This is a genomic window from Sphingobacterium puteale (assembly GCF_050986225.1).
Taxonomy (GTDB): domain Bacteria; phylum Bacteroidota; class Bacteroidia; order Sphingobacteriales; family Sphingobacteriaceae; genus Sphingobacterium; species Sphingobacterium puteale.
The window spans coordinates 6,538,033-6,551,943 of the sequence record NZ_CP158959.1 but is presented as its reverse complement, the minus strand read 5'-3'; the positions used below and the strand labels follow the sequence as shown (position 1 = coordinate 6,551,943).

10 protein-coding genes are annotated in these 13,911 nt (G+C 41.7%); 6 read left to right on the top strand and 4 right to left on the bottom strand.

Annotated elements, in window-relative coordinates:
• Window positions 1–238: 238 nt before the first annotated feature.
• Together ABTV71_RS27090 and ABTV71_RS27085 are read right to left on the bottom strand one after the other, a co-directional pair.
• Window positions 239–1,531, bottom strand: coding sequence for an HAD-IB family phosphatase (locus tag ABTV71_RS27090; RefSeq protein ID WP_433901701.1), 1,293 nt, complete (start codon window positions 1,529–1,531; stop codon window positions 239–241).
• A gap of 295 nt (window positions 1,532–1,826) precedes the next feature.
• The gene (locus ABTV71_RS27085; RefSeq protein WP_121120945.1) at window positions 1,827–2,798 is read right to left on the bottom strand and encodes an NAD-dependent epimerase/dehydratase family protein; all 972 of its coding nucleotides are present in this window, start codon (window positions 2,796–2,798) and stop codon (window positions 1,827–1,829) included.
• Window positions 2,799–2,905: 107 nt separating this feature from the next.
• Between ABTV71_RS27085 and ABTV71_RS27080 the strand changes: the two genes are divergently transcribed.
• Together ABTV71_RS27080 and rmuC are read left to right on the top strand one after the other, a co-directional pair.
• Complete coding sequence (locus ABTV71_RS27080; RefSeq protein WP_433901700.1) at window positions 2,906–4,093, top strand: formimidoylglutamase; 1,188 nt, start codon at window positions 2,906–2,908, stop codon at window positions 4,091–4,093.
• A 238-nt stretch (window positions 4,094–4,331) separates the two neighbouring features.
• Complete coding sequence (gene rmuC, locus ABTV71_RS27075) at window positions 4,332–5,654, top strand: DNA recombination protein RmuC (RefSeq protein WP_108634693.1); 1,323 nt, start codon at window positions 4,332–4,334, stop codon at window positions 5,652–5,654.
• A gap of 217 nt (window positions 5,655–5,871) precedes the next feature.
• Here the strand turns inward: rmuC and ABTV71_RS27070 are convergent, their stop codons facing one another.
• On the bottom strand, window positions 5,872–6,948 hold the full coding sequence (locus ABTV71_RS27070; RefSeq protein WP_121120941.1) for a DUF4407 domain-containing protein: 1,077 nt from the start codon (window positions 6,946–6,948) through the stop codon (window positions 5,872–5,874).
• Between the two features lie 170 nt (window positions 6,949–7,118).
• On the opposite strand from ABTV71_RS27070, the gene ABTV71_RS27065 reads away from it, so the two are divergent.
• Both ABTV71_RS27065 and ABTV71_RS27060 read left to right on the top strand, forming a co-directional pair.
• Complete coding sequence (locus ABTV71_RS27065; RefSeq protein WP_433901699.1) at window positions 7,119–9,230, top strand: M3 family metallopeptidase; 2,112 nt, start codon at window positions 7,119–7,121, stop codon at window positions 9,228–9,230.
• A gap of 129 nt (window positions 9,231–9,359) precedes the next feature.
• Complete coding sequence (locus ABTV71_RS27060; RefSeq protein ID WP_104383616.1) at window positions 9,360–9,680, top strand: hypothetical protein; 321 nt, start codon at window positions 9,360–9,362, stop codon at window positions 9,678–9,680.
• 138 nt (window positions 9,681–9,818) lie between these two features.
• Here the strand turns inward: ABTV71_RS27060 and ABTV71_RS27055 are convergent, their stop codons facing one another.
• The gene (locus ABTV71_RS27055) at window positions 9,819–11,204 is read right to left on the bottom strand and encodes a nucleotide sugar dehydrogenase (RefSeq protein ID WP_433901698.1); all 1,386 of its coding nucleotides are present in this window, start codon (window positions 11,202–11,204) and stop codon (window positions 9,819–9,821) included.
• Between the two features lie 301 nt (window positions 11,205–11,505).
• Here ABTV71_RS27055 and dnaG point away from each other — a divergent pair, with 301 nt between their 5' ends.
• Window positions 11,506–13,509: a DNA primase gene (dnaG, locus tag ABTV71_RS27050; protein WP_433901697.1), complete on the top strand. Its 2,004-nt coding sequence runs from the start codon at window positions 11,506–11,508 to the stop codon at window positions 13,507–13,509.
• Between the two features lie 10 nt (window positions 13,510–13,519).
• Window positions 13,520–13,876 carry a YraN family protein gene (locus ABTV71_RS27045; protein WP_433901696.1) on the top strand — a complete coding sequence of 119 codons (357 nt, stop codon included), beginning with the start codon at window positions 13,520–13,522 and terminating at the stop codon, window positions 13,874–13,876.
• Window positions 13,877–13,911 lie beyond the last annotated feature (35 nt).

The window sequence follows — 13,911 nt, the reverse complement described above, 5'->3', positions numbered from 1 at the left end:
TTGTGGCAGAATGATTTCATCCGGCGAGACGACTATTTTCTCATAGTTATTCTGTATGCCCTCCAAAAAGGCATATTCTATTTTTATAGTTTCTTCATCTACGAGTAAATAGCTGCTCTGTATATGGAGCAAAGATAAAAGACGCCTGATTGTTCAGCGAACTGTCCGTCATCCTTGCTCCTTTATTGTCTTATTAAATTGAGTCACAGCATGGCGTAGATATCCCGAACCAATTGATCTAATACAATATTCTAAACTTGATCGTATTTTCAATCTGTTTCAATTGCTTCAATAGATCTTTATCATACTCACCTTGTATATCAGTAACAGCGTAACCGATATCACTTTTGGTCATCAGGAACTGTGCAACGATATTGATATCATTCTGTGCATATACATTATTGATTTGGGCCATAATACCCGGAACGTTTTTATGGATATGGAGCAATCTCGTCACCTGTTTTGGTCTTGGTAAGACCAAATTCGGGAAATTACGGCTTAAATACGTATCGCCGTTGTTGATAAATTCGGCCATGCGACGTGGGATAAATTCCGAATTTTTCTTCTTGCTTTTTTTATCATCAAAGACGACAATTCCTTTGGCATTACAGATATCCTTATTGATATGCCCCTTGATATCGCCCAGATAACCGATCGTTTTTAGCTTATCTGCCTGTTGCAGCTGTTCATCGGTAATGTCGATATTGTTGCCCAACAAAAGCATCCCAACATCCTTCACATATTTTTCTTCGAAGGTCTCTTTTGTACGGACCGAGAAACCATCTCTTTTTAAAATATGGGCTGCAATCTCAGGAACGTCGCCGACAATGAGGCACAGAATCCGATTTTTAGGGTAAGAGATCGCACGTGGTAAATCATTCACGTACAAGAATTCATCAAAGCTGGGTGTAATGAAGTCTGCTTTTTCAGTGACACTTTTGCGCTGGATATTCTCTGTAAAGGCAAAGAATTTTTCAATCAATCCGGACTCTTTTAGCTGGAAATCCGAATAACCATCGCCAATGCCAAAAAGCCGTCCCTCGATATTGAGTTGTTTAAGTAATTGTACTTTTCCACCTTCGTTGGACAAAGGATTTTCTTCGTCAAACCCGATAATATTATCCTCCGCATCAAATCTGAACGTATTTGCATAGATATTCTCGGTTTTGATATGATAGGGCGTCACAACGGGGGTGATAAACTCCTTAAAACCTCCGGAAACGATCCAAGCCGTATCTGAATGTTTTCTGAAAAACTCCCGGTTGCGTGAGAAGGATGTTGATACCTTTTTCTTGAGGTGAGATACGAGTTTGTCCAAGTGGCTTCTGTTGGCATTCAATAATTTTACCCGGCCGGCAAGTGCTTCGCGGAAGGAAAGTTTACCTTCCATGGCAAGATTGGTATATCGTTCGATTTCTTGATAGATCGCTTCGCGGTCAGGATGATCTTCAAGTGAGATCCGGGCGAGCTCATCGAGCGCTTCTACTTGCGTAAATGTACTATCAAAATCAATGATGTAATAATTTTTCATCTTAATAACTTGTTTTTTAATGGTGATGAAGCTATCATGTGCGGTACGTATCACTATTGAGTTGTGACTTGGTTAAACTCATGACGGTTTTATCGTAACTTGTTTTTAATGACGATGAAGCTATCATGGACAACCAATCATTTCTTAATAAAGCAATGGAGGTTTGTGATTGTTTCACTGGAATACTGTTTAGCAAATGAATCAATCATAAACATGCAGGCTATATTTTTTTTATCAGATAATTTGATACACTCATGATGGGTTCAGGGTTTGGTTGTTTACTATTTATGTTGTTTTACTGTTTGTTGTACAAATTTGCAATTTCTTTTAATGTTTGTTCCAATGGGCGATAGTTGTGGTTCAGGAGTGACTGGACCTTTGCATTGGAGTATTGTAATTTAGCACTTGATGCCGCGGCCGTTTCTTTGGTCAGCGAAGAACCCGATTTCTTGAAGACAGATAACATACCAGAGACAGTGGACGCGATCTGAAGAAGTGTTTCGGAAACTTCAATCGTGGGCTCAGGCTTGTTCATTAGGACACTGGCTACACTGAGCAAATCTTTATTGAGGATGTTGAGGTGATTGATGATATAACGTTCAGCAGTAATATCGCTTTTTTCCATTAATTGGATCATGATTGTTGCGACATCCTCTACGTCAACTATCCCAACACTCCCCTTTGGATAAAACTTCAATCCTTTATTGATCATTGAGAACAATGCTCCCGATCCCTTATCTTTGGCCGCTGCGCCCAATATGACAGATGGATTAACAATAACAGCATCCAGCCCCTCGGTAATACCGCGCCAAACTTCCATTTCTGCCTGATATTTGGAAAGCGAATAATTAGAGGTCGTCGAAGTGTGTTCCCAATGGTCTTTCTCCGAAACTGGCAGATTGTCCTTATTTGTGCCCAAAGCCGCGATTGAACTGACATGAAGCAGGCGAATGCCCTTTTCTAAACATAGATTGACAATATGAGCTGTCCCTTCTACATTGACTTTAAAAAGTGATTTGGTGTCTTTCTTCTGATAGGAAACCAGCGCCGCGCAATGATATACTTTTGTCACTCCTTCCAGCGCATCTTCGAGCTCAAAATAATTGTTGATATCTGCATCAATCCATTGAATCAATGAAGAGGACAGCAGGGCTGCCGGAATAGTCGATTGAGCTCTTTTGATGGCAATGACGTCAATTCCGCGGTCTATCAATTGTTTGATTAGCGTAGACCCTAAAAAACCTGTTCCTCCAGTTATTAATATCACTTGATAAAGATACTGTTAAAAATAATGTTTTCAAAAGTTAGTTAATAAATGGATATTTGTGTGAGTTGCATCCCAAAAAATGAGGTGTCTTAAACAAACTATAGCTTATGTCGTCATTGTCCGTGTTTTTTAGTCCGATTTCAATTACAAGTATTTCTCCTGAGCATGGTTTCCTGAACTCCCAGTTAGGGAATGTGATCCGGGCCTATGAGACCGATTTTCCGGCCTGGGAGGAAAGTGATAAGCCCCAGTTGGCAATTGTCGGTGTACAGGAAGATCGGGCATCCATCAATAATAACGGGACCGACAAAGCTCCCGATGCGGTACGCAAACATCTTTATACGCTGTATCAGGGCGATTATAAAATGAATATAGTAGATCTAGGCAATATAAAAGCGGGGAATACCATTCAAGATACCTATGTCGCACTGAAATCTGTGGTAGAAGAATTGGTGAAAGCTAATATCCTTCCGATTATTATTGGTGGCGGACAGGATTTGACTTATGCACAATACTTGGGATACCAGAATTTGGAACGAAAGATTGAGCTTGCTATTGTGGATGCACGTTTTGATCTCAATCAGGAAGAAGCAGAAAATGTCAGCCTCAATTCGAGGTCTTATGTCAATCACATTATTCTACATCAGCCCGATTATTTGTTTAACCTGAATTCCATTGCTTACCAGACCTACCTTGTCAGTAAAGAATCCATCAATATGTACGACAAATTGTTTTTCAATGCAACCCGTGTGGGCATGATCGCGGGTAGGATGGATCAGTCCGAACCCCTTATCCGGGCGGCCGATATGATAAGCTTTGACATCGGGGCCATCCGTGCTTCGGAGGCGCCGGGCAATGCCAATGCAATTCCAAATGGGCTGTACGGCGACGAAGCCTGTCAGCTGGCACGCTATGCCGGTATGTCCGACAAATGTACTTCTATCGGTTTCTATGAACTGAACCCCACATTTGACCCGATGGAACAGACAGCCATGTTGGTGTCGCAGATGGTCTGGTGTTTTATTGATGGTTATTATAACCGTAAACAAGATACACCGTTGTACCCAAAATCCTCCTATATTATCTATCGTACAACACTCGAAAATGAAGAACATGAATTGGTTTTTGTGAAAAGCAAAAAATCTGACCGCTGGTGGATACAGGTACCTTACTTTGGATCAAAATCAGTCAATGAAAGGTATTATCTGGTGCCATGCCGTTATGAAGATTATCAGCTTGCAGTTTCTGGCGAAATGCCTGATCTATGGTGGAAGACCCATCAAAAGCTGCAATAGGCAACAATAAATGGCGGATCACTCCTCATGAAATAACTATCCATGAGCTGTCCAAAAGCCAGTGACACTGGAGTGATTGCAGAGTTCCCGAAAAGAACATACATGCATCGGTCAAAAGGGGTACGATCGTACGAAACGATCCATCTATACTTCCGCGGAAACTTAACGTAAATCAAAAATTTCAATAGCAGTTACACGGTACGAAAGCCAAGCTGCTATTCTCGTAAAATATAAATTCATGGAAATATTTTTCTTTGCAGGCATTGTCTTGTTGCTAGTCATTTTGATCATATTGGTATTAAAAAAAAATACCGCGCCTGGTTTGGATATCGGTCCGAATAAGGAGATGGAAACATTGAAAATAGAACTGGCGCGTTCACAGCAACGGGAGCAAAGTCTGCTCGAAGAACGTTTAATGCTAAGGAACGAATTGGATAAAGAGCGCGAGAGTGTATTGGTCGCTGAGCGCTCGTTGGAAAGTACACGTTCCTTCTATGAGGCCCAATTGGATAAATTCCAGGAACAAAAGAATGAAATCGCTGAAATAAAAAGACAGTTTAACAATGAATTTCAAGTGATCGCCAATAAAATATTGGAAGAGAAGACCCAGAAATTTACCGAAACAAATCATCGTTCACTCGGTCTGATCCTGGATCCCTTAAAGGAAAAAATCAAGCTGTTTGAAGAGAAGGTAGATAAAAATTATAATCAGGAAGCGGCTGAGCGCAATTCCTTGAAGGGCGTTGTATTGCAATTGGTCGAACAGAGTCTCAAGATTAAAGATGAAGCCAATAGTTTAACCAAGGCCTTAAAAGGAGATACCAAAAAGCAGGGTAATTGGGGGGAAGTGATTTTAGAAAGGGTCCTGGAACGTTCGGGACTGATGAAAGACCGTGAATTTAGGCTTCAGGTTTCCCTGATGGATGCCGAAGGGCGGAGAATGCAGCCCGATGCAATTATTGATCTCCCGGAAGATAAACATCTTATTGTGGATTCTAAAGTCTCCTTGATCGCTTATGAGCGTTGGGTAAATGCGGAGACTGATGAAGACCGTGCAATTTTCGCGAAACAACATGTACAGTCCGTCGAAAATCACGTGAAGGAACTTTCCGCCAAAAACTATCATGAGTTGTATGGGATAGAGTCGCCCGAATTTGTCTTGTTGTTTATGCCGATCGAATCTGCATTGAGTATGTCTGTCGCAGAAAAACCAGATTTATTCAGCGATGCCTGGGACCGCAAGGTCGTTATCGTCAGCCCATCCACGCTGCTAGCGACATTGCGTACGATCGCCAGTATCTGGAAACAAGAGCGCCAGACACGCAATGTGATTGAAATCGCCAAAGAAGCAGGCAGTTTGTACGATAAATTTGTGAGCTTCCTGACGGATATGGAGCAGGTTCAAAATCAGCTGGAACGCGCGCTGAAAAGCCATGAGGATGCGACCAAAAAGCTGTCCACTGGTGCCGGAAATGTTATCGGAAAAGTGGAGAAGCTGAAACGATTGGGAGCAAAAGCAAATAAACAGATCGACGCTAAATTTCTGGACGAGGACGAATAATGAGGCCCTACCTGTCCGGCAGGTTCTGCAGGCATAACAACTTCAATCCTCAATCTAAGGTCGTAAGCCGAAGGCTTGAGCTCACTAAAGTCTCAATACTAAATACTAATATCTCAATACTAAAAGATAAAGCAAACTTACCTATATGACATAAGCCGAAGGCTTGACCCACCAAAGTCTCAATACTCACTACTCACTACTCAATACTAATACCTCCCTACAGTTCTTTCATGCGTTTATTGATGGAAACATCCACATAAGTATCCTTTAGACGATCAACAGCCTCTTTCTCCACAACGAGATTGGTATCCGATTCGTAATCATGTAAGGTTCTTAGATTCTGAATTTCATTGTCGTAAGGATCGCGTCCGGCCAATAGTTTGACAATGACAGGAAGACATTCCAGAAACACAAAGAGCAGGGCGATAAAGAATACCGCATTTGCATTGGATTCATTGACCTTTCCATTGGCATCATAGTGCAGATTGCCCAGCGCCGAATTGCGATCGGCGAAACCAGCAACGTTCACGGCGCTGTCCAGCGAGGCATTTGACAGAACCTTTTGATCCAGTATCCCTTCAAATTTTTGCTTTTGACGGATAGCATTTTGTTGTGCTGCTATTTTATTACGCAGCGTGTCCAGATAAGCTTCTTTCTTTTTAAGATCTTCTTCCTTCATTTTAGCATAGGGACCATAACCCATCACACCCGATGTCTCCGTGGTTTTATTACCATAGATTTCATAATTTAATTTGGTGCGGTCGGTCTTGATACTAGATTCAAGTGAATCACGTTCTACACTTATTGCCTTTAATTGATTGACCTCATTGCTGTATTTTTTGTTGAATGTATTATTGAGGGTGTCGATCTTTGCGCGTTGGTCAGCAAGGTAACGTACACGTAAATTCTCGCGGATCTCTTTGTCGAAAATTTTTAGCTCCAAAGGTCGGGAAATGACTAAACCGATTAAAATAGCCAGCAGAATACGGGGCAGCGCCTGTAGGAGTTGCATCCAGCCACTTTTGGATTTATTAATACTCAATACGATATATCGATCCATATTGAATATCGCCAATCCCCAAATGATGCCAAATACGATGGCCAGAAACCAGTCCAACGTTCCTCCGCTGAATACAAAATACATCGCATATCCACCAGAAAGACTGGCAAATAATCCAGTAAAAAAGATAGTAGCACCTATGGCTGTGTACTTACTATGCTCCTCGGGATACTTTTCAAGAGTTTCTTGATGTACACCTGCACACCCCCAAAAGAAACGGTTAATAGCGTTCATTAATATATTTTTATCCAAATTGACAGAATATTTTTAACAAGAATTGCGAATAAGTTTTTGTTTTACAATAGGATGACGGTTTTTTGCTCACTTAGGATGCAAAGAGGTCGGGCTCCTGTATTTGCCTAATTTTATTATCTTTGAAAAAAAATCAGGAATAATCAGACGATATGAAGAAAAGACAACTTTTGCCATTTTTAATGATAGTGGCAACTGCATTTGTTGGTTGTGAGGAAAAAAAAATGATGACAGATAATCCTCTTTTATTAGCCTATGAGACGCCCTTTAATGTTCCACCATTTGACAAGATCAAAACCGAACATTTCAGACCTGCCTTTGAAGAGGCAATAAAAGCACATAATCTGGAGATTGACACCATTGTCAATAACTCCGATAAGCCTACGTTCCAAAATACGATAGTAGCCCTTGAAAATGCAGGAAGCTTGTTAAACAACGTATCCACTGTATTTCATAATTTAAATAGCGCAAATACCAACGATAGTATTCAGGCTATTGCGAAAGATCTGGCGCCAATATTGTCCAGTCATTCCGATGAGATTTCGATGAATTCCAAGTTATTTGATAAAATCAAGACCGTTTGGAATAGCCGTAATACGCTTGGTTTAGATTCGCAGGACAACAAGCTTTTGGAAGAGACCTATAAAAGCTTTGTACGTTCCGGTGCCAATCTGAAGGATGCTGATAAAGAAAAAATGAAAAAGATCAATGCCGAACTTTCGACATTGACGACACAGTTTGGCCAGAACCTTTTGGCTGAAACCAATGTCTACCAGCTTGTGGTAGATTCAGCCAGCCAATTGGAAGGTTTGCCTGAATCCTTGAAAACAGCTGCTGCTGAAGAAGCCGTTAGTAAAGGCAAGAAGGACAAATGGGTATTTACCTTACAGAATCCTTCGATTATGCCTTTCCTGCAGTATGCTAAAAACCGTGATTTGAGAAAACAGATCTGGGAAGCATATCAGATGCGGGGTAACCACGAGAACACGAATGATAACAAAGCAATCATTCAGAAAATTGTTAATCTACGTCTTCAAAAGGCGAAACTATTGGGCTATAAATCGCATGCGGCCTACGTCCTAGAAGAATCCATGGCTAAGACACCTGAAAATGTCTATGCTTTATTGAATAAGTTATGGACACCTGCTTTGGCAAAAGCCAAGGGTGAAGAAGCTGATATCGCAAAAGAAATCAAAGCTGAGGGCGGTACTTTTACGGTTGCTCCCTACGATTGGAGGTATTATACGGAGATTATCCGCAAAAAACGCTTTGCATTGGATGAAGATGAAATAAAACCCTACTTGAGCCTGCCAGCGGTACGTGAAGGCGCTTTTGCTGTAGCAAACAAATTATATGGTCTGACATTCGTTGCCTTAAATAACGTACCCACTTACCATAAGGAAGTCGAGGTGTACGAAGTGAAAGACAAAGATGGTTCACATCTGGGACTTTTGTATGCGGATTTCTTTCCGCGTGAATCGAAACGTGGTGGCGCATGGATGACATCTTACCGCGATCAGTCCACAAAAGATGGTAAACGTGTTGCACCGGTAATTTCGATCGTATGTAATTTCACAAAACCTGTCGGAAAAGATCCTGCCTTACTGACTTTTGATGAGGCGACTACGTTATTCCACGAATTTGGACATGCCTTACATGGCCTGCTTTCCAATGTTCGGTACAGATCTATGGCGGGTACCTCCGTGCCACGCGACTTTGTGGAATTACCTTCACAGGTCATGGAAAATTGGGCCGCAGATCCAGAAGTGTTAAAAACCTATGCAAAACATTTTAAGACCAAAGAGGCCATGCCGGACTCCTTGATTCAGAAAATGGAAAAAGCAGGCACCTTTGATCAAGGCTTCGCGACAGTGGAATATCTTTCGGCAGCATTGCTCGATATGGACTATCATGCCACAACCAAAGAAATTTCGAAAGATGTCAATGGATTTGAGAAATCGGCAATGAAGAAAATTGGTATTATAGAAGCAATTATACCACGTTATAGAAGCACTTATTTTCAGCATATCTTTGCTGGAGGTTATTCAGCAGGTTACTATGCGTATATCTGGTCAGAAGTATTGGATTCAGACGCTTTTGCAGCCTTTAAGGAGAAATCGCTGTACGATAAAGCGACCGCGGATTCATTCCGTAAGAATATCCTTGAAAAAGGAGGAACAGATGATCCCGCAAAAATGTACCGCATCTTTAGAGGAGCAGATCCGGATCCGAAATATTTATTGAAGAAAAGAGGATTGAATTAATCCCACATGAAACAAAAAAAGGAGATATAAAAAAATATATCTCCTTTTTTTGTTTAAATACTTGTTATTCTAAAAACAATGCTTACATTTGAATATTATTTATAATGAGTCTAAATAAATATGTATAGTATGTGTGATACCAAGATCCTAAGTCAACGCGGAGATACCCACATTAGTGTTTGCCATAAGTGCAGAACATATTATATCTGGCAGCAAAGTTTTGTACTGACATTTACGCAGAACAAGTTTTTCGACTTTCTGAACATTATTAAGAGTAATGGTGATGAACTATTCTTCAGTACATTCCCGGATGGGGAGTTTCGCTTGATCATGAAGACACCCTATCCTGATATCGTTTTCTCCTTTGATGAAGAACAATGGCAAAATTTTAGGGATGCTTTGCAGGAATCGTATTACATGAATGAAGTTTATGGCATGTTAAACAATTAAGATAAAAAGTCCTGTTGCTTCGCTTGTGTTTCATCTCTCTTTCCTTATGCGTTGCTAACAGGCACAAACAAAACCCTCAGTGATATCCGTATGAATATATAGATAGCAACTGAGGGTTCTTCTTTATCGTAGAATATGTTATTCCCCAATCGCGTAGTATTTAAAATCGAGATCTTCAAGTTGCTTCCGGTTCAATAGTTTCCGCCCGTCAAATATAAAAGCCGGTTTCTTCATTTCATCCTTGATCTTTTTCCAGTCATAGCTTTTGAATTCATCCCATTCGGTTAATACCGCTATGGCATGTGCATTGCCACAGGCTTCATAAGGTGTGTTGACTACTTTGACCAGCGCCCTGTTTTCTTCCGGTGAGCGGGTGTTTAGATAGTCCAGGTCAGCGTAGATACGTTCTGCGGATACTTTAGGGTCGTATACCGTAATTTCGGCTTGCTCATTTAAGAGATAGTCGGCCACATAGATTGCTGCTGATTCACGGGTATCATTGGTATCTTTCTTAAATGCCCAGCCCAAAAAAGCAATCTTTTTTCCCGATACCGTATTGTACAGCGTCTGGATGATATTGTCAGCAAAACGTTGCTTTTGATAATCATTCATTAAAATAACCTGATCCCAGTATTCGGCAACTTCCGTAAGCCCATAACTACGTGCGATATAGACGAGGTTAAGGATGTCTTTCTGAAAACACGAACCTCCGAAGCCAACCGATGCTTTTAAGAATTTAGAGCCGATACGTGTATCCATACCAATAGCTTTGGATACTTCATCAACATTGGCGCCCGTTTTCTCACAAAGAGCAGAGATCGAGTTAATTGAAGAGACCCGTTGTGCCAGAAAAGCATTGGCGGTCAATTTAGAGAGCTCAGAAGACCATAAATTAGTGGTCAAGATTCTGCTGTGATCTACCCAATGCGCATAAATATTCACTAATGCTGCAATTGCTTCTTCATTTTCACCGCCAATCAGCACACGATCCGGATTGATCAAATCCTGTATTGCCGTTCCTTCGGCGAGGAATTCAGGATTTGATAAAATATGAAAATTCACACCGTTACCGGTATTGTCAAGGATACTTTTCAAGGCAGCAGCCGTACGTACCGGAAGAGTGGATTTTTCGACGACAATCTTGTCGTCTTTGGCGACAGCTGCGATCTGACGCGCGCATAACTCGATATATTTTAAATCCGCAGCCATTCCCTTTCCTTTTCCGTAATTCTTGGTCGGGGTATTGACCGAAATAAAAATCATATCAGCCTCATCAATAGCCTTGTTGATATCGGTTGAGAAAAACAGATTGCGACCTCTTGCTTCGGCAACGATTTCTTGGAGCCCGGGTTCATAAACGGGAAGGTTTTCCAGGTTTTCATCATTCCAGGCAGCGATACGCTCGGCATTCATATCAACAATGGTGATCTCAATATGAGGACATTGTCTGGCAACGACCGACATCGTTGGCCCACCTACATAACCGGCTCCTATACAGCATATTTTCTTGATAGTTTTACTCATTTTGATTATCTTAATCAGCTATAAATTGAACAACAAATGTAAAGATTCGAAATTGTTTTTTGTCGATAAAAGCCAATATTTCATGGCAACACATAAAAGCAAATTTATCGGATATACAGTCTACGAATGGAGCCTTCGTCCCATCCGCCCCCAAGATCGTCGGGGCGGGATTTAGGTAGACTACACGAAAAACATCTTTTTCAGAGTTTGAATACACAGCAATCGGGGGCATAAATAATTGGATCGGGACTGAAATCTAGCAGATTTATACTAATTTTACATTAAAAATAGGAGCAGGGTTTTGATAAAACAAGAGGTTATTGAGAAAGTACTGGAAACGGCACGGATAGAGGAAGTGGTGGGTGACTTCGTTGATTTAAAGAAACGAGGGACTTCCCTGATCGGAAACTGTCCGTTTCACCACGAAAAGACACCTTCGTTTCACGTTTCTGTTTCAAAAGGTATCTACAAATGTTTCGGTTGCGGTGTCGGGGGCGATTCACTCAAGTTTGTTATGGAACTGGAGAAGTTTTCCTATCCCGAAGCAATCCGGTATCTGGCGGATAAATATTCCATTGAGATCGAAGAAGTTGAGCGTTCCCCGGCGCAGTTAGCAGCACAGGATAAGCGCGAAAGTCTCTATGTCCTGAGTGCTTGGGCAGGTAAATTTTTCGTGGAGCAACTCTGGAAAAGCGAAATGGGGCAGGTCATCGGACTCAACTATTTCAAAGAACGGGGGTACCGTGAGGATATCATCAAAAAATTCGAACTCGGCTATTCGCCGGAAGAATGGACCGCACTGGTTGATAAAGCACAGGAGGCCGGCTTCCATCCGGATTATCTCGCAGCGAGTGGACTTGCTATTGAACGTGACGATAAATCGCTCTACGATCGCTTCAGGGGGCGTGTCATGTTCCCGATCCATAACTTGACCGGACGTATTATTGGGTTTGGTGGACGTACGCTAAAAACGGATAAGAAGGTCGCCAAATATGTGAACTCACCCGAAAGCGAAATCTATCACAAGTCAGATGTGCTCTATGGCTTGAATTTTGCCAAAAAGGCAATCATGGAGGAGGACAACTGCTACCTTGTTGAAGGTTATGCGGATGTCCTATCTGTACACCAGGCAGGTGTTGAAAATGTAGTTTCTTCTTCGGGAACTTCCCTGACGACGGGACAGATCAAATTGATCTCTAGGTTTACGAAAAATGTGACCATACTTTATGATGGCGACGAAGCTGGTATAAAGGCCTCCCTGCGTGGCACTGATATGTTATTGGAAGAAGGCCTGAATGTGAAGGTGTTACTCTTTCCGGACGGAAATGACCCAGATTCTTATGTACAAAAGTTTGGGGCTACAGCCTTTAAAGACTATGTGAAATCCCACCAGCAGGATTTTATCTTCTATAAGACAAGTATTTTGCTTCGTGACGCCAACAACGATCCGATAAAGAGGGCTGAAGTCATACGTGATGTGGTGGAGAGCATTGCTTTGATTCCGGATGAGATTAAAGTCTCGGTTTTTATTCGGGAATGTAGCAGTTTGTTGGATATTGAGGAACGTATTTTGCTCGCTGAGCTGAATAAAATAAGGCTAAATAAGGCAAAGAAAGCGGACAAAGATGCCAGCCGCAAAGCACAGAGTAGCCCAGCGAATATGGGAGTGCCTCCCTTCGGAATGGACGGGCCGCCACCCGATTTCTTTATGACGGACGATGAACGTGGGGGAGTGCCGGCTATGGAGGCCATAACGGAGCCTACGCAGCTGACAGCTGAGATTTTGCAGGAACGTGAAATCGTCCGCATCCTGATCAACTACGGTGACTATCTGGCGACCTGGGAAGGGGATGGCGACATTCCGGTTGCTGGCGTCCTATTAGGGAACATCGGCGATATCGAGTTTAAAGATAAGGCCGCTGCATTTATTCTAAAAGCTTATCGGGATGCAGCTGAAAACTATGAAATCCCAGATGCGAAATTATTTTATTCCAATCCTGATGCCGCTGTTTCCGAACTGGCAATCAATTGCGTCGCAACAAAATATTCGCTCAGCGAAAACTGGAATGACGATAAACGAAAAATCTATGTAAGCCAGGAGTATGAACATCTTAAAAAATTGGTGGTTGAAGGCATTTACCGGATAAAAAAGCAAAAAATCGGAGCCGAAATGCATCATATTCGCGAAGAAATGAAGCAAGAACAGGATATCGCTAATTTGGAAGTACTTATCTTTAAGTACCAAAAGCTCAAAGAAGCAGAGCGCCTTTTGGGAGGATTTTTGGGCAACACCATCGTAAAGTAATCCCGATGATATGGCAAAACATCATGAGATAGGAATATGGGGCGAACAATTGGCCATGGAATATCTGATCAAGATGGGCTATAAAATAGTGTTAAGAAATTGGCGATTTAAGAATTTAGAGGTAGATTTGATCGTCATGGATGGGGATACGCTGGTATTCGTGGAGGTGAAAACTAGGTCTGGGACAGATTTTGGTGAACCTTACGAATTTGTGGATACCCGCAAACAACGACGACTGATTCGTGCTGCTCAGGCCTATATCTTGAAATATGCGTATGTAGGTGAAGTGAGGTTTGATGTCGTGGCTTTGACAAATGGTACGCATTCGGAACTTACTTATATAAAAGATGCTTTTTGGGATAGTTGATCATAGTATGCCCTCGCCCTATAAGCTCTCGGTTT